The organism is Neobacillus fumarioli NBRC 102428, from assembly GCF_001591485.1.
GTDB classification, from domain to species: Bacteria; Bacillota; Bacilli; order Bacillales; family Cytobacillaceae; genus Neobacillus; species Neobacillus fumarioli.
In genome coordinates, this window is the sequence record NZ_BCUZ01000029.1 from 1 (window position 1) to 17,656 (window position 17,656).

Sequence of the window (17,656 nt, forward strand, 5' to 3'; positions counted from 1 at the left end):
CAGCCCCTTTTTATTTCCAAATTTTTTCATATTTCTCTTAAGGATATTCTGATTTAAATATGGAATCATAATTGTGTACAACTTAAATAAAGGAGTGTTTTCCTGCATGAAGAAAAGCATTGTACTTACTGCAACCCTTATTTTTAGTTTATATTTAACCGGTTGCGCTAGAAATGACACCAGAAGTGACCTTGTCAATAGGGACACCAATCGGGCAAGAGTCGATTATCAAACACCAGCACCTGCACCAAACCGTCCTGGGGTTACAAGAACAGATATGAATGATACTAGGATTTACCGTGATACCGATCAAAATGATGTCCGCTATACCCCAAATGATGTTGGGACGGATACTTCCAGAATGCGGGTAGCTGACCGAGCTGCTGATAAAGTAACCGATCTGAAGGAAGTAGATAGTGCGAATGTTATTGTAAGTTACAATAATGCATATGTTGCGGCTAAATTGGAGCCTGGAGCTGGCAACAGATTATCAACAGATGTAAAAAACAAAATCGCAAAAGCAGTAAAATCAGTTGACAGAAATATCGATAATGTCTATGTTTCAACAAACCCAGATTTTTATGACCGCATGAATACGTATGCTCAGGATATCCGTAATGGTAAACCAATTTCCGGATTCTTTTACCAATTCACAGATACAATCCGCAGAATATTCCCGGAAGCGAAATAATAAAAAGATGACTGGCTTTTTGCCAGGCATCTTTTTTAAATTTCCTCAAAATATTCTTTGTAGAAGCCGCCAACTTTTCCGCTGTCATCGATCACAAAATAAAACTCATCTGTTTCATTTTTCATTTCATATATTTTTCCCACTGTTAAAACATTATTGACCATATATTTCTTGGCATTCGTATGAACACATTTCACTTTCTTGATTGTTTTCGTATCATGCCATGATAAATGAATCAAATATGCCACCATCCTCATTGATTTTATACAGTTAATAGTATAATCAATAGTTTAGGCAGCGGCAACTAAATCGAAAGGCTTATTTTATGGCATTCGTTTTTTTGATTGTTGCTATGGCTTTTTCTCGCAAGCGAAACTTCTGAATCTTTCCCGATGCCGTCATCGGATAGGCATTGGTAAATTCAATATAGCGCGGGATTTTATGTTTCGATATTTTCCCCCGACAAAATTCTTTAATCTCATCGACAGTTGCCGATACACCGTCTTTCAAAATAATCCAGGCCAGTACTTCTTCGCCATATACTTCATCTGGGACACCAATCACTTGAACATCTAATATTTTCGGGTGGGAATATAGAAACTCTTCAATTTCCCTCGGATAAATATTTTCACCCCCGCGGATGATCATATCTTTTAACCGGCCAGTAATTTTGCAATAGCCGTTTTTATCCATCACCGCTAAATCTCCAGTGTGAAGCCAACCATCGTCATCAATGGCTTCTCTAGTTGCTTCCAGATTTTTATAATATCCCTTCATTACATGGTACCCTCTTGTACACAGCTCCCCTTGCACATTACGGGGAACTTCCGTGTTTGTTCCCGGCTTAACAATCTTCACTTCGACATTTGGCAAAGCTTTTCCGACTGTTTCCACCCGTAATTCAATTGGATCATCGGTCCTTGTTTGGGTAATCACTGGTGAAGATTCAGTTTGTCCATAGGCAATCGTAATTTCTTTTACCCCCATTCGCTCGATCACGCCTTTCATGACTTCAATTGGGCAGTTTGAGCCAGCCATAATCCCAGTTCTTAATGAAGATAGATCATATTTATCAAACTCCGGATCATTCAGCTCGGCTATAAACATAGTTGGAACCCCATGAAGTCCGGTACATCGTTCATCCTGAACCGTTTGTAGCACTCGTTTTGGACTAAATTCCTGGACCGGAACCATTGTGGCACCAACAGTCACACATGCCATTGTGCCTAATACACAGCCGAAGCAATGAAAAAATGGAACCGGAATACATAACCGGTCGCAATTCGATAGTTTCATGCAAGATGCAATATTTAAAGCGTTATTAACGATATTATTATGTGTCAGCATAACTCCTTTGGGAAATCCCGTAGTACCGGATGTGTACTGCATATTAATGACATCATCCGGATCAAGTGACCTTAACCTCCTATCTAATTCTTCATCAGATACAAATTGACCAAGTTCAATAATGTCATCCCATGAATAGGTCCCCGGGTACTTTTTATCTCCCAAGACAATCACATTTTTTAAATAAGGAAGCCGACTGCTATTTAACTGGCCAGGTTCGGATATTTTGAGTTCCGGTGCTATTTCATAAAGCATTTCCATATAAGCAGAGTCTTTCCATGCGTCCATTAAAACGATCGTAGTGGAATCCGACTGCTTTAATAAATATTCAAGTTCTGAGGTCCGATAATTGGTATTAACAGTAACAAGAACTGCTCCAATCTTCCCGGTTGCAAATTGTGTAATCAACCATTCCGGAGTGTTTGTGGACCATACCGCTAAATGCTCCCCTTTTTCAATTCCAAGCTTCATAAGTCCTTTTGCAGCCTGCCGACAAATTTCATTAAATTCCTTGTATGTCCATCTTAAGTTGCGATCAGAATAAACTACAGCCTCATGATCTGGATGTATCACTGCTTGATCCTCTATTAATCTACCAATCGTAACATTTAATAAATTCGACATCCATCTATTCCTCCTTAAGGCATACAAGTGAACCAATTCAACAAATTGTATTCAAATGAATATTACCACATTGGTGAGAATATTCAATATATTTTGAATTAATATCATTCCTAACTAAATAATTTATTAATAATTTCTAAAATTTAAAAATTAGGTCTTCTCAAATATCCTGTAACCCGTTACAATAATAAAAAGCTTAATATTTATCCATTTCCAAAGGAGGCATTCTTGAATTGAAAATTATGAGTAACGAGCAGTTAGTTGTTTCGTATCGGGATGCATTGAAATCTGGAAAGGAAAAAGAATGGATTAAGATTTTGAAAGAAGAGATACAGAGACGAGGGTTAAAACCTTTTAAACGGCGTTAGATAAAAAGGAAAAACCGCTGAACAGTTCAGCGGTTTTAATGAAATTACCCTTCCAAGAGCAGATTCTCAGGGTCTTCGAGCATGGCTTTAATTTTGCTTAGGAAGCTGACAGCCTCTTTTCCATCGACGATTCGATGGTCATAGGAAAGAGCCACATACATCATTGGCCTAATCTCTATTTTATCATCATCAACGACTACCGGACGCTTTTGAATACTATGCATACCAAGTATCCCCACTTGCGGGCCATTTAAGATCGGAGTTGAGAACAATGAACCGAATACTCCCCCGTTTGTAATGGTAAAAGTACCGCCTTGTAAATCACTTAATGATAATTTTTTCGTCCTTGCTTTTTCGGCCATCTCCATGATATCACGTTCAATTTCAGCAAATGATTTCCGGTCTGCATCACGAACGATAGGAACAACAAGCCCTTCCTCTGTGGCAACTGCAATACCGATATCATAAAACTTTTTCACTAACAGCTGATCGCCTTGGATCTCTGCATTTAAATAAGGATATTTCTTCAATGCTCCCACTACTGCTTTCGTAAAGAAAGACATAAAGCCAAGGCGGACATCATGTTCCTTGAAAAAGCTATCCTTTCTCCGTTTTCTTAGGTTCATAACGGCAGACATATCGATTTCATTAAATGTTGTCAGCATAGCAGTTGATTGTTTTACTTCTAAAAGCCGATTCGCAATGGTTTGACGGCGGCGAGACATACGCTCTATAACAACCGGCTTAGCAGGATCTTGTGCTGCGACTGTCGCTTTTTCGGCCGGAGCTGAAGGTGCCACATGACTTTTTTCAGGTTGAAATGATGAAACATCCTGCTTCCGAATTCTTCCTAATGGATCGGATGCCGGAATCTCAGTTAGGTCGATTCCTTTTTCTCTCGCTAACTTTCGGGCAGCAGGAGAAGCAATTGGTCTCTGACCTTTTCCTTCAGTTCCTTCTTCCTGCCGAGCTGTTGTACTTTCGACAGGTTTTGGAGCTGCTGGTTCAGCCTTCACTGCATCTACATTAGGTGTTTCCTGTTTTTGCGTATCTTGAGATTGAGCGCCTTGTGCTGCTTCATCCACAGATGCAATTGCTTCGCCAACTTTAACGGTATCTCCTTCTTCAAATTTTTGTTCTGTTAGAACACCTGAATAGTCGGAGATAATTTCAACATTTACTTTGTCTGTTTCCAATTCGACAAGGTAATCGCCTTTTTCAACATAATCGCCTACACTCTTAAGCCATTTCGCAATGGTACCCTCTGTTATAGATTCTGCTAATTCTGGAACTTTTACTTCAGCCATTTTAATTTCCTCCTCTTATTCTTTTGTAATGGCAGCTTGAATAATATTTGATTGTCCTAGTTTATGAACCATTGGGTCGCCTTCAGCTGGGCTTGACCGGCGCCTGCGTCCAATATAATTTACCTTCAATCCATTTGGTAAAATTTCATTGATTCGCGGTTCAACAAAATACCAAGCACCCATATTTTTTGGTTCTTCTTGAATCCAAAATACTTCTTTCACATTTTTGTATTTAGCAATAACTGCTTTCAATTTATCAGTTGGGAATGGATAAATTTCTTCCACCCTTATGACTTGTAACCAATGTTCATCTGTCCGGTCTTTCAAATGTTCAGCAATATCAATCGTAATTTTTCCTGTACCAAGCACAATTCTTTCAACAGCTGCTTCATCGATCGATTCATAATGCTCCATTACCGGTTTAAATTCTCCTTCAGAAAGTTCTGTTGGAGCAGAAGAAACAAGCGGATTCCTCAGCAGACTTTTTGGTGACATTACAACAAGCGGCCTAACTTCATTTTTCATTAGCATGGCAGCTTGGCGTCTTAATAAATGGAAATATTGCGCAGCAGATGAAAGGTTCACAATTGACCAGTTCTTTTCTGCAGCCAACTGTAAAAACCGTTCAATTCTTCCACTCGAATGTTCCGGACCCTGCCCTTCATATCCATGCGGCAACAGCATTACAAGCCCGGATTTTTGTCCCCATTTTGCCCGACCTGCAGCAATGAACTGATCAAACATTACTTGGGCTGCATTGGCAAAATCACCGTATTGCGCTTCCCAGAGGACTAATGTTTCTGGGGAAAACACATTATAGCCATATTCAAATCCAACCACTGCTGCTTCTGTCAGCGGACTGTTATAAATGGCGAAAGAAGCATTTGCAGTAGCAAATTGGTGCAGCGGTGAGAAAGTTTCACCTGTTTTCTCATCATGAAGGACGAGATTTCTTTGGGCAAATGTTCCCCGCTCTGAATCCTGCCCTGTTAACCGGATCGGAGTGCCATCCTTTAATATCGAAGCAAATGCCAGTGCCTCAGCATGAGCCCAATCGATTCTTCCATTTTCCGAAAACGCATCCGCCCGTCTTTTTAAAATTCTTTCAAGCTTGCTGAACACCTTAAAACCTGCGGGCCATTGCAGTAATTCCTCATTTAATTTTTGAAGCGATTCCATCGGAACTTTTGTGACTACATGTTCTTGCTCTTTCGTATATTTTGGAGGTTCCGGAACATGAACATCTTCTTTTTTAAGCTTTGAAACCAATTCATATGCTTTATTAAGTTTCTCGAGATTTTCTTGCTCCATTTTCGTTAATTCTTCATTTGTTATAATGCCTTCTTTTAAAAGGGCCTTGGCATACAATTCTTTCACCGTTAATTGTTTATCAACAAGCGTATACATTTGCGGGTTCGTTGTCCGCGGTTCATCCATTTCATTATGACCGAATCTGCGGTATCCAATTAAATCTATCAAGAAATCTTTTTGGAAAACAGACCGATATTCCGCAGCTAAGATTGCTGCTTCCAAACAGCTTTCCGGATCATCCGCATTAACATGAACAATTGGTATTTCAAACCCTTTTGCTAAATCACTTGCATAGCGGGTTGACCGGGAATCTCTCGATTCTGTTGTAAAGCCGATTGTATTATTGGCAATGATATGAATGGTGCCTCCCGTGCGGTATCCCTTTAATCTGCTCAAATTCAGTGTTTCCGCAACGATTCCTTCACCCGGAAAAGCAGCATCACCATGAATGATAATGGCCAGTGCTGATTTAAAGTTTTCTTTTGGATAGCCTGGATTTCTTCGATCATCCTGGGCTGCTCTCGTATAACCTTCAACGACAGCATTGACGTATTCAAGATGGCTCGGATTATTGGCCAGTGTTACTTTAACCTTTGCAGCATTTTCAACATCCATTTGACTGTTCAAACCTAAATGATATTTAACATCACCTGTCCATCCAAAATTGATGCCAAAAGAACCTTCGGAAGGAACAAGCTCTTTATTTGGAGCATGTTGAAATTCTGCAAAAATCATTTCATATGGTTTTCTAAGGACATGTGCAAGTACATTTAATCGTCCTCTGTGCGCCATTCCTATGTTAATGACCGAAGCGCCATCCTTAGCTGCCTCTGAAATTGTTTCATCGATCAGCGGTACGAGCATGTCCAATCCTTCAATGGAAAACCGCTTTTGACCGACGAACGTTTTATGTAGAAATTTCTCAAATCCTTCCACTTGAATCAATCTTTTTAATAAAAGTTTCCGTTTTTCGGACGAAAATTTCGGATGATACTTGCTGTCTTCGATCCGCTCGATTAGCCAATTTCTCTCCTTAATGTCATGAACATGATCAAATTCATAAGCAATCGATTTCGTATAAACATCTTTTAAATAATGATATGCCTCTAACGCTGAACGAACCGAAGCCGGAGCATTCTTCGTGATAATGTCGGCAGGCAGCTGAGCTAAATCCATTTCGCTAAGACCGTAACTACTTAACTCAAGATGTGAGACATCAGGCTCGACATTTCTTAACGGATAGATATTTGCAGCCAGATGGCCATATGTGCGAATATTTTCGCCAAGCTTGGCAGCTGCTATTAATTTCTCGCTGCTTAGTGAAATTGGAGCTGAAGTTTCACGTATGGGTTCAATAAAACTTAAAAAATCGGTTTCATTTATATCGGCAAATACCGATCTCATTTCAGGTTCAACCGAATCCGGGTCATTTTTATACCTTTCATATTGCTCAAGTAAATAGCCCAGATTTGGTCCTGAAAACTTGTTAAGAAAAGCTGCTTTTTCTGCATTTAACCTGGTCATTTAACAATCCCTCTCTTAAAGCAAAATCATGGAATATTGATTGATGCCTTTAATGTAGTGTGTGTCATAAGTGTACAAAAAATATCCTAATTTATAAGAATACTTTGTAAAAAAGGATTTCGTACAAAAAGGACCTTGCATTGGTCCTTAAGAAAATTTTCTCCTTGAAATTGGAATCAGTAAATTTACTGTTGTTCCTTGTGTTTCTTTGCTATCAATTGATATATCCCCATTGTATACCTCAATTAATCTTTTGGCAATCGAAAGCCCTAATCCTGTTCCTCCGCTAACTCTGGCACGTGCTCTATCAATCCGGTAAAATCGGTTAAAGACATTTTGTAAATGTTCTTTTGGGATCCCGATCCCTTTATCTGTAACGGAGACTAAGACTTTATCATCTTGTACTTTGGCTGAAACATTAATTGTTTTATGGACCGGAGAATATTTTATCGCATTATCCAGCAAAATAATCAAAATTTGCTCTAAATGTTGTTCTGAAATTGCAATTAAAGGAAGTTTCTCCTCTACCTCCAAATGAAACTGAAAATCTGGATGAACAATTTTCAAATTCTTAATTAATGAATGTAATATAGTTTGAATATCCGCTTTATCCTCCCGCAATAATGCGTAATTTTCCGCTCGGGTTAGACTTAAAAGGTCGTTTATTAATTTCTTTAAGCGCGATAATTCCCCAAGCGAAGCGGTCAATGATTCGTCAAGGATAGCTGGGTCCTTTTTTCCCCACCGGTTTAAGAGAGAAAGATGGCCTTCCAGGATGGAAACTGGAGTCCTGAGTTCATGTGAGGCATCCTCAACAAATTGTTTTTGTTGTAAAAACGATCTTTCCAATTCATCCATCATTTCATTGAAAACATTCGTTAAATCAGATAATTCATCTTTTCTTTCCGGATGAATTTCCATCCTTTCTTGAAAACCGTTTTTCTTTATGCGCTTCATCGCATCTGCCAATTCCCTTACAGGCTTTAACAGCTGCTGTGCAATAAAATAACCGCTAATGGCACTTAACAGAATTGCCCAAATGCCAAAAATTGTCATCCCCCAAAAAAGATTATTCATTAATTTATGATAGTCATTTAATTGACGGACAACCTCAACAGTTCCTCTAAATTGCTTACTGACCAAAGGGGTTCTGCCCACAATCGCTTCATTTCCTTCAATTGAAACACTTTCAATGGCCTGCTTTATTGTTGGAGTAGGCTCCAGTACTGAAAATTCACCATTTTTATCGGCAGCCAGAATAACTCCTTTTTGATCATACACCCTGATTAATTGGTCTTTTGTATTCATTTTCTTTAAAAAGCCAACGCTTTTTCGAATATCTTTTGCTGCCAAGGAATTATTTTGTTTATAAAAGGTTGTGATATCGGTCAGGGTTTTATTGACGGCGCTTTCCTCACGCTGCAACATCCACTTCGAGACCATATGATACTCTATAAAACTAAATAAAAAAAAGGTTAAAAAAATGGCTGCAGAACCGCTTAGTACCAGTTTTGTCTGCCATGGAAGTGTTTTAACTAAGCTCGTTAATTTATGTTTCATCTCATTACATATCCTATACCACGAACTGTTTGAATGTAACTTGTATCATTTTTGCTATCGATCTTATTTCGTAAATATCGTACGTAAACATCAACAACATTTGTTTCAACACCCGTTGTATAGCCCCAAACTTTGTTTAATAAGACTTCTCTGGTCAAAACAATATTGATATTACTCATAAATACAACGAGAAGGTCAAATTCCCGCTTTGTAAGCGAGATGATGTCATTACCCCTTCTCACAACACATGATTCCAGTTCAACTGAGAGATCTTTATATGTGAGGGTAGTGACTTCAGCAGCACCCAGTGCTTCAACCCTGCGGAACAACGACCTTAGTCTTGCTAATAATTCTTCAATGGCGAACGGTTTGACAATATAGTCATCTGCCCCGCTATCCAGACCGGAAACACGATCAAGTACACTGTCCCTTGCCGTTATCATAATAATAGGGATGGTCTTATTCGCCTGTCTTATTCGACGGCAGACCTCAAGTCCATTCAGTTCCGGAAGCATTAAATCAAGCAAAACTGCATCCCATGTTTCATTTAGTGCCATTTGCAAGCCATTGCGGCCATCCGCACAAGTTTTCGTTTCATATCCTTCATAATTTAGTTCTAATTCGATGAACCTTGCTAAATTCTTTTCATCTTCTATAATTAAAATTCTTTGCATACTTTGTCACACTCGTTTATTTAATGTGATTCTTATTTTGTAAAAAGTCCATGATTGCATGCACTATTTCAATGGATTGGAAGGACATTAGTGAAAAAGCAGTGAGAGAAAAGAAACCAACAATTACAAGGCGAATCCACATATCATATTCCTCCTTTTTGTCCAGTTCCAGCATCTCTACACTGGCTTAGTGATGTTGGAAATGTTTTACATGATTTTACCTCCAGAAAAGGAAAGTACGATGAGAAACGAATGAAATTATTCTAATAAATACATGATTAATAATATATTACGAAAACAGCACACGTTAAAATCCGTGTGCTGAACACCTTTAGCATGCTATAGTTGGCAGTAATGATAATTCATTTAATTTACCGACAATTTTTGCCGCTGCCTCGGCAGGGTTTTCGACATAGATGTCTATAAATTTTCCCACATATTCTTGTTTTGCGTGATTATAACGCGTATCATAATAGTTTTCAAGTAAAATGGGGATTAGTTCTGAATATTTTCGTTCATGTAGCAATTCTGCCAGCTGTTTTTTTACATCTAAATTTTTCATACGTCTTAAAATACTTTCAATTCCTATTGTGATTTTTTCGTGATACCATGTTTCCTTTTCATATGGAAGAACATATTCAGACACCAGCTGTTTTACTCGTTGCTCGAGCGGTGAATGAATATAGAAATGAACCCCATTAAGTTTGAGCTCCATTAATTCTTCAGGCTGCACCGCTTTTCCGATCCGTTTGCTTTCCGCCTCGACAAGAAAATAATCAGCACCTTGTATGTCCTCAAGCCCCTTGAATAAAAGGGAATCAAATGTTTTTTGATTATGTCCTTCTCCAAGGCCAATCGTTCCAAAAATCGATCCCCTGTGACCTGCCATTTCCTCCAGATCAAGTACAGGATAACCTTGCTGCTTTAACATCTTGAGTATAACAGTTTTGCCAACACCGGTCATTCCATGCAAGACAACAGCTTTTTTCGGAAACATTTCTGGTATTCGCTCAAGGATGTATTGACGGTATGATTTATAACCTCCGGATAAACGCCAAGCATAAATACCGGCAAATTCTAAAAAAGTTACCACTGCTTTGCTGCGCATCCCGCCACGCCAGCAATATATTACTAATTCACCACATTCATAATAGGCTTTAATAGTCCCAAGCATAGCCGGTAATTTCGGCGAGACAAGTTCCATCGCCCTCCACTTGGCTGCAGCCGGTCCTTCTTGTTTATAAATTGTTCCAACTTCCTGACGCTCTTTGTCTGTAAATAAAGGAACATTAATAGCTCCGGGTACAGCGCCATCTTTAAATTCAATCGGAGAGCGTATATCAATGACAATTGGATCCTTTAACGAGAAGAATTCCTCAATAGTTATTTCCTTCATTTTTGTAATGCTCCTAGAATAATTTCTATAACAACAAACAAAACTTCCGCGCAGGGAAGTTTCCAAAAGTTTATGATTCCATGTTCTTACATGTTAAAAATTAAACTGATTATCGTCTGTCTTTATTATAATCAAAATGTCCTATTCTTTCAAGAATCCCGATATACAGCGGTTCACAAAATAAGATTTAAAAAATTAGAACGGATTAGACTTTGAATGAAAAATGGATACAAGCTGCTCCAATTCCCTAAGACGGCTGCTCGCGAATAAATCAACGATTTTGCTGCCAACTACAACTCCATCACAGTATTCAACAATTTCAGCAATTTGCTCTTGATTAGATATTCCAAAACCGGCTAATACCGGAATGGAACTTACTTCCTTTACCTGTTTCAAAAATGCGTACAGATCATGAGCAAATTCGCTTCTTTCCCCTGTGATGCCTTTAACAGTAACAGTATACAAAAACCCCCTGCCCTTACCTGCAATTTGTTTAATTCTGTCAAGTGGTGTGGTCGGAGTTGCCAGCCGAATAAATTCTATATTAACTTCATGAAGTTTTGGTGCAATGATATCTTCTTCTTCCATAGGCAAATCAGGAATAATGCACCCGTCGATCCCAGCTTCCTGAATATCAAAGATGAATGCATCAATACCGTATGCATAAACAGGGTTTAAATAGGTCATAAGAATAATCGGCACATGGATTTGTTTTCTTGCTTCAGCTATTTTTTTTATAATTCCTCTTAAAGTGGTCCCATTTTTAAGTGCTCGTATTCCTGCCATTTGAATCGCCGAACCGTCTGCCACCGGATCTGAAAAAGGAACCCCAACTTCAATGGCACTAGCCCCGAACTTTTCCAATAGTGTCAGCCGGTCTGCCAGACAATCCAACCCGCCGTCCCCAGCCATCAGATAGGGAACAAATGCTTTACGGCCTGTTTTTGTTAATAATTGAAAAGTTTGTTCAATTCGATTCATGATTCCAGTCCCCTTTCTAATCTTGCTTTCACAGCATCTACATCTTTATCACCACGGCCTGACAAGCAGACGACGATATTTTGGTCTGCATTCATTTTTGCAGCAAGCTGAACAGCGAACGCAACAGCATGAGCGCTTTCCAAGGCCGGAATGATTCCCTCATGCTTCGATAACAGCTGGAAAGCTTCAAGTGCCTCTTGGTCAGTAATGGAATGATACTCTGCCCGGCCAATTTCTTTTAAATAGCTATGTTCCGGTCCAACTCCCGGATAATCAAGACCTGCAGATAAGGAATGGGCTTCCTGAATTTGGCCATCCTGATCTTGCAGCAAATACATCAATGCACCATGCAGCACACCTGGTTTCCCTTTTGTTAGTGAAGCGGCATGAAACGGCGTATCAATGCCTTTTCCTGCGGCTTCGATTCCGTACAGACGAACCGCTTCCTCTTCAATAAACGGATAGAACATTCCTATCGAATTACTGCCGCCGCCAATGCAGGCTACAAGCGCATCCGGAAGTCTGCCTTTTGCTGCTTTAAATTGATCTCTTGTTTCCTGGCCAATGACACTTTGGAAATCTCTAACAATCATTGGGAATGGATGGGGTCCCATAACAGATCCGAGCAGATAATGAGTATCATCCACATTTGCCACCCAATATCGAAGTGCTTCGTTGACTGCATCCTTTAATGTGGCGCTTCCTGATGTAACACTCACCACCTTTGCTCCTAACAGTTCCATACGAAACACATTTAGTGCCTGGCGTTTTATATCTTCCTCACCCATAAAAATAATACAGTCCAGATTTAATAAAGCAGAGACTGTTGCAGTAGCTACCCCGTGCTGTCCTGCCCCCGTTTCAGCGACAATTTTCTTTTTCCCCATGCGGACGGCAAGCAGAGCCTGACCAATTGCATTATTGATTTTATGAGCACCTGTATGGTTTAAATCTTCTCTTTTCAAATAGATATTCGCTCCGCCCGCATATTTGGTAAGATTCTGCGCAAAATATAAAGGAGTTTCCCGGCCGGCATATTCCGTTAATAATCTGCGAAATTCCGACTGAAAATCAGGATCGTCCTTTGCTTCTTTATAAGCTGTTTCTAATTCCACCACTGCTTTCATCAATGTTTCCGGCACATATCTTCCACCAAAAATGCCGAAATGACCTTTTTCATTCGGTAATGTATAGGTTGACATGAACTTCCCTCCTAAATAATTCCTTTTGCTTTTTCTATAAATTGTTTTATTTTTCTAAAATCCTTTCGCCCTTCAGTTTCCACTCCTGAACTTACATCCACCATATATGGCTTGATGATGTTGATCGCTGTTGCAACATTTTCCGGATCAAGCCCGCCGGCAAGAATAACATGTTTCTGATTCAGAAGATCGATGTTAACCTCCTGCCAGTTAAACGCTGAACCGTTGCCACCCCTGTATTTGCCTTTAGGTCCATCAAGCAGTAAATAGTCACACGGAAACTGATGAAACACCTCTAACGTTTTGTTATCTTGAAAACTAATGGCTTTAATCACCGGTAAGGAAAGAGAGACAGCAAATGCAGCTGATTCATCCCCATGAAGCTGAAGATGAGTAAGGCCGGCAACTTCTGCAATTCTTTCAATTGCTTCTTTAGTTTCATTAACAAATACGCCAACCTTCCACACATCTTTTGGTAAATGTGAAATAATTTCCTTTGCCAATTCCGCAGGAACTTTCCGCTTGCTTTCCGCAAAAACAAATCCAACGGCATCCGCACCGTATTCTACAGCCTTCTTTCCCGTCTCAATATCTGTAATGCCGCAAATTTTCACTTTCAAGGCTTTGCACCTTCTGTTAACGGTAAGCGAAAATCTAAAAAGCACTGCTTTATGTTCGGGCTTTTCATGAATGCTTCACCGACTAAAATCCCATTGGCTCCCGCGTTCCGAACCCGTTTTACATCCTCCTGTTTATGGATTCCGCTCTCGCTGATTAAAAAAGCACCGGAAGCTTTTACCGCTTGCGCCAGATCTTCCGTAACTTCAAGCGATACGTCGAACGTTTTTAAGTTGCGGTTATTAACGCCAATTAATTTGGCGCCGGTATTAATGGCTGTTTCTAACTCTTTATGGTTATGAACTTCAACAAGAACTTCCAAACCTTTATCCTTTGCATAGCGAAACAGGTCATTTAATGTTTTTTCTTCCAAAGCCGCAACAATTAGCAGAATTAAATCGGCACCGCACGAAGAGGCAAGATCAATTTGAAGGGGATCTATAATGAAATCCTTACAAAGAATTGGCAAATCAACTGCTTCACGGACAGACTTTAAGTCGTGAAATAAACCTTGGAAAAAAACCGAATCCGTTAAAACAGAAATCGCACTGGCACCATAATTTTCATAATTAGCAGCCTGTTCAGCGGGTTCCAGCTGATTATTAATCATTCCTTTTGACGGTGAGGCCCGCTTGAATTCAGCGATGATCGCCAGTTCACCGGCTGTTTCCAGTTTTTTAATGAACGATTTTTTTGGCGGAGGATTGTTTGGGATGTCTTGCTTGTTTTCCCGCAGTACTTCAACCTCTTTCTTTTTCTGAGCGATAATCTTATCCAAGATCGTTTCCATTTAGATCGCCTCTCTTTGCACTGAACTTGACTTTTCAATCACGGAAGTTAATTTTTCATAGGCTGCACCGGAATCAATCATTTCTTTTGCAATTAAAATGCCTTTTTGAATGGTATCCGCCTTGCCCGCAGCAAAAATCCCAATTCCGGCATTTAGTAACACCGTATCACGATAAGCTCCCTTTTGCCCTTTTAAAACATTGATTAAAATTTCCGCATTTTCCTTAGCATCTCCTCCCTTGATCGAGCTGTTATCGTATACCGGAAGATTTACTTCTTCCGGAACAAAGGTAAGTGTAGAGACGCGGCCATTTTCCAAAATGGTCAGATGATTTTCTCCCATTAAGGATGCTTCATCCATAAAACCTGCGCCATTTACGACCACTGCTTTTTTCCTGCCCAGCTGTTTTAATACTTCGGCATATACTTTTAATAAGTCCCTTCGATATATGCCAATAAACTGATAATCCAGCTCAATCGGGTTTGTCAGCGGTCCGATAAAATTAAAAATGGTTGGTATTTTAAGTTGTTTTCTAACAGTCATGATCTTTTTTAATTTCGGATGAACATGCGGAGCAAATAAAAAGGCTATGCCGATTTCTTCAAGAATTTCTTCTATACTTTCTGACGGCAAATTCAAATTAACCCCTAAGTATTCAAGAACATCCGCACTGCCGGTTTTGCTGGAGATACTTCTATTGCCGTGCTTGGCAACGGGGATTCCGGCAGCGGCAATCACAAATGCTGATGTCGTACTGACATTAAAACTTGAGGAACCATCGCCACCCGTACCACAATTATCCAGAACATTAGGAATTTTCTTATCGAACTTTAGTGTATTACCTTTTAATGCTTTAACAATCCCAACAATTTCGTCTACAGTTTCACCTTTTGATTTCAAGCCCATTAAAAATGCAGCAATTTCCGATTCAGAAACTTCCTCCCCAAGAATAAAGTCAACAGCCTCCTTCATTTGCGATTCTGAAAAAGATTGCCGCTCAGCTAATTGGAGTAAATATTGTTTCATTTTGATCCTTCCTTTCGATTTCTAATAAAAAGTTTTTAAGCATTTGCTTCCCAGTGGGAGTTCCGATCGACTCGGGATGAAATTGAAGGCCATATACTGGATAATCACGATGATTTATTCCCATTATTTCACCATCATCCATGGCTATGGCAGTGAATTCTAGTTCTTTAGGCAGGCTAGTTCTTTCAATTGTTAAAGAATGATAACGCATCACTTCTAACGGAGATGGCAAATAGGAAAAGACGCCTTTACCATTATGTGTAATCAAGGAAGTTTTCCCATGTTTGATGACATGTGCTTTCCTGATTTCACATCCAAATGCTGCTCCGATCGCCTGATGACCAAGACAGATTCCTAAAATCGGAATTTGGCGGTAATAGGCTTTAATCAATTCAATGCAGATTCCGGCATCCTCTGGTTTACCCGGACCTGGTGAAAGAATAATCGCTTTAGGATTTAATTTTTTAATTTCCTCAAGTCCTATTTGGTTGTTGCGATATACGATTATGTCCTCTCCTAATTCACCTAAGTATTGATAAAGGTTATAGGTAAAAGAATCAAAGTTATCAATTAGCAAGATCACTTTTGAGGTTCTCCTTCCAAAAAAGATTTTAATTTATTAACCGTTTCCTCATACTCCGATTCTGGATTTGAATCATGAACAATACCGGCCCCTGCTTGAATATAAGCCGTTCCTTGTTTTAAAATCATCGTTCTGATTGCCAGGGCAAAATCGATATTTCCGTTTGCCGAAATATAGCCGATAGCACCTGCGTAAAGACCTCGCTTTGATTTCTCCAGATCGTTAATAATTTCCATCGCCCTCACCTTCGGCGCCCCAGATACAGTTCCGGCTGGCAGGCAAGCAGCTAAAGCGTCCAACGACGTTTTATCTGCTCTTAACAGCCCGCTAATCTCTGAAACAAGGTGCATGACGTGACGGAACTTTTCAACTGCCATGTACTTTCTTACACCAACAGAACTAAACTCACATACTTTTCCTAAATCATTTCTGCTAAGATCAACTAGCATTTTATGCTCGGCAAGCTCTTTTTCATCATGACATAGTTCCTTTTTCAAAAACTCATCTTCCGCTTCGTTTTTCCCTCTTTTTCTTGTGCCGGCAATAGGATTAGCAATAACGGTTCTTCCCCTTGTTTGAATTAAGCTTTCCGGTGAGGATCCAATGACTGTATAATCGAGAAAATCAACATAAAACATGTAGGGAGTAGGGTTATGGGCCCGGTGCTTTCGGTAAAGATCTAAAGATGAACCTTGAAAGGTTGACTTCAATCTTCTTGAAAGCACAACCTGAAAGATATCTCCCTCCACAATATGCTTCTTGGCTGTTTCCACATTCCTTATAAACGTATCCTTCGTTGTATCTGATTCAAATCCGGAAAAGTGAAAAGAAGTTTCTTCCTGAAAAACATTCGCAGTTTTTAATTCAATGATTCTTTGTGTAATCTTTCTTTCAATATCAACATGGCTGCTTTTCTCCGATAACGGGATTCCGCAAATAAATACTTTCTCCTCCAAATGGTCAAAAATAATGATGACTTCGTAAAACATTAAATGAACATCCGGCATTTCCAAACCATTCGGAAACTCTTCTCCTATCTCTTCAAATTGTCGGATAATGTCATACCCTACGAAGCCGACGGCTCCCCCAATGAATGGAAATGGGAATTCGCCGGATAAATCTTGCGGCATCAGCTGTTTTAAAATATCTAATGGATTTCCTTCTATAATCTTTTTTTCACCATTACTTTCAATCAGTTCATTTCTCTTTCCTCTGGAAATCAGCTCTAAATTTGGATCGGCACCAATAAAGGAATACCTGCCTGAGTCATTATATTTATGAGAACTTTCTAATAGAAATTTTTTCGACCCGCTAAGCTTTTGTAAGATCGAAATAGGGGTCAATGTGTCGCCGCTAATCTCTTTCAATATAAACTTTGTGTTTATTTTCATTTTTCTGCTCCTTTCAAATAAAAAAGTCCCCTATATGCCTGATCATGGTCTGGCATATAGAGGACGATTTTTGGGAACCGTGGTGCCACCTCTTTTCGAAGCAACGGGTTTGCTTCCTTATTCGGATACAGAAACTTACGTTCGATATCCTATCCTTTTAACGGCGGAATCCCGTGCATTCCTACTTATGTTCAGAATGCCTCTCACAAGCCCATTCCACAAATCCTTTCTTACCGGCTCTCACCTCCCCCGGCTCTCTTCTA

General features: G+C 39.5%; 16 protein-coding genes and 1 other annotated feature (1 of these 17 cut by a window edge). Of the genes, 2 read left to right on the plus strand and 14 right to left on the minus strand.

What is annotated here, in order from left to right; genetic code table 11:
• Positions 1–106: 106 nt before the first annotated feature.
• Positions 107–691 carry a YhcN/YlaJ family sporulation lipoprotein gene (locus BFU02S_RS06950; protein WP_066368397.1) on the plus strand — a complete coding sequence of 195 codons (585 nt, stop codon included), beginning with the start codon at positions 107–109 and terminating at the stop codon, positions 689–691.
• 35 nt (positions 692–726) lie between these two features.
• On the opposite strand, the gene BFU02S_RS06955 is transcribed toward BFU02S_RS06950, so the two are convergent.
• Both BFU02S_RS06955 and BFU02S_RS06960 read right to left on the minus strand, forming a co-directional pair.
• Positions 727–942 carry a DUF6501 family protein gene (locus BFU02S_RS06955; protein ID WP_439950995.1) on the minus strand — a complete coding sequence of 72 codons (216 nt, stop codon included), beginning with the start codon at positions 940–942 and terminating at the stop codon, positions 727–729.
• 67 nt (positions 943–1,009) lie between these two features.
• Positions 1,010–2,662, minus strand: a complete 1,653-nt coding sequence (locus BFU02S_RS06960) for an AMP-binding protein (protein WP_066368408.1) — start codon at positions 2,660–2,662, stop codon at positions 1,010–1,012.
• A 242-nt stretch (positions 2,663–2,904) separates the two neighbouring features.
• Here BFU02S_RS06960 and sda point away from each other — a divergent pair, with 242 nt between their 5' ends.
• Positions 2,905–3,030 carry a sporulation histidine kinase inhibitor Sda gene (sda, locus tag BFU02S_RS06965; RefSeq protein WP_439950996.1) on the plus strand — a complete coding sequence of 42 codons (126 nt, stop codon included), beginning with the start codon at positions 2,905–2,907 and terminating at the stop codon, positions 3,028–3,030.
• A gap of 44 nt (positions 3,031–3,074) precedes the next feature.
• Here sda and odhB read toward each other — a convergent pair whose 3' ends face one another.
• From odhB to trpE, 12 genes are all read right to left on the minus strand, one after another.
• The gene (gene odhB / locus BFU02S_RS06970) at positions 3,075–4,337 is read right to left on the minus strand and encodes a 2-oxoglutarate dehydrogenase complex dihydrolipoyllysine-residue succinyltransferase (protein ID WP_066368413.1); all 1,263 of its coding nucleotides are present in this window, start codon (positions 4,335–4,337) and stop codon (positions 3,075–3,077) included.
• 15 nt (positions 4,338–4,352) lie between these two features.
• The gene (locus tag BFU02S_RS06975) at positions 4,353–7,172 is read right to left on the minus strand and encodes a 2-oxoglutarate dehydrogenase E1 component (protein WP_066368416.1); all 2,820 of its coding nucleotides are present in this window, start codon (positions 7,170–7,172) and stop codon (positions 4,353–4,355) included.
• Positions 7,173–7,319: 147 nt separating this feature from the next.
• Positions 7,320–8,732 carry a HAMP domain-containing sensor histidine kinase gene (locus BFU02S_RS06980; RefSeq protein WP_084361018.1) on the minus strand — a complete coding sequence of 471 codons (1,413 nt, stop codon included), beginning with the start codon at positions 8,730–8,732 and terminating at the stop codon, positions 7,320–7,322.
• Positions 8,729–9,406, minus strand: coding sequence for a response regulator transcription factor (locus tag BFU02S_RS06985; protein ID WP_066368417.1), 678 nt, complete (start codon positions 9,404–9,406; stop codon positions 8,729–8,731). The genes BFU02S_RS06980 and BFU02S_RS06985 overlap by 4 nt, the downstream gene beginning before the upstream one ends.
• Before the next feature lie 331 nt (positions 9,407–9,737).
• The gene (gene mnmH, locus BFU02S_RS06990) at positions 9,738–10,802 is read right to left on the minus strand and encodes a tRNA 2-selenouridine(34) synthase MnmH (protein WP_066368418.1); all 1,065 of its coding nucleotides are present in this window, start codon (positions 10,800–10,802) and stop codon (positions 9,738–9,740) included.
• A gap of 195 nt (positions 10,803–10,997) precedes the next feature.
• Positions 10,998–11,783, minus strand: a complete 786-nt coding sequence (trpA, locus tag BFU02S_RS06995; RefSeq protein WP_066368419.1) for a tryptophan synthase subunit alpha — start codon at positions 11,781–11,783, stop codon at positions 10,998–11,000.
• A complete protein-coding gene (gene trpB / locus BFU02S_RS07000; protein ID WP_066368422.1) occupies positions 11,780–12,985 on the minus strand; it encodes a tryptophan synthase subunit beta in 1,206 nt (401 codons plus the stop codon). Before trpB ends, trpA begins: the two co-directional genes overlap by 4 nt.
• A gap of 11 nt (positions 12,986–12,996) precedes the next feature.
• Positions 12,997–13,605, minus strand: a complete 609-nt coding sequence (locus tag BFU02S_RS07005; protein WP_066368427.1) for a phosphoribosylanthranilate isomerase — start codon at positions 13,603–13,605, stop codon at positions 12,997–12,999.
• Positions 13,602–14,393 (minus strand): indole-3-glycerol phosphate synthase TrpC, encoded by a 792-nt coding sequence (gene trpC / locus BFU02S_RS07010; protein ID WP_066368429.1) that lies wholly within the window; start codon positions 14,391–14,393, stop codon positions 13,602–13,604. Before trpC ends, BFU02S_RS07005 begins: the two co-directional genes overlap by 4 nt.
• Positions 14,394–15,419 (minus strand): anthranilate phosphoribosyltransferase, encoded by a 1,026-nt coding sequence (trpD, locus tag BFU02S_RS07015; RefSeq protein ID WP_066368431.1) that lies wholly within the window; start codon positions 15,417–15,419, stop codon positions 14,394–14,396.
• On the minus strand, positions 15,391–16,002 hold the full coding sequence (locus BFU02S_RS07020) for an anthranilate synthase component II (RefSeq protein WP_066368433.1): 612 nt from the start codon (positions 16,000–16,002) through the stop codon (positions 15,391–15,393). Before BFU02S_RS07020 ends, trpD begins: the two co-directional genes overlap by 29 nt.
• Positions 15,999–17,393 (minus strand): anthranilate synthase component I, encoded by a 1,395-nt coding sequence (trpE, locus tag BFU02S_RS07025; protein WP_066368435.1) that lies wholly within the window; start codon positions 17,391–17,393, stop codon positions 15,999–16,001. The genes BFU02S_RS07020 and trpE overlap by 4 nt, the downstream gene beginning before the upstream one ends.
• Before the next feature lie 56 nt (positions 17,394–17,449).
• Positions 17,450–17,656: a binding site (T-box leader), on the minus strand (it continues 41 nt past the right edge of the window).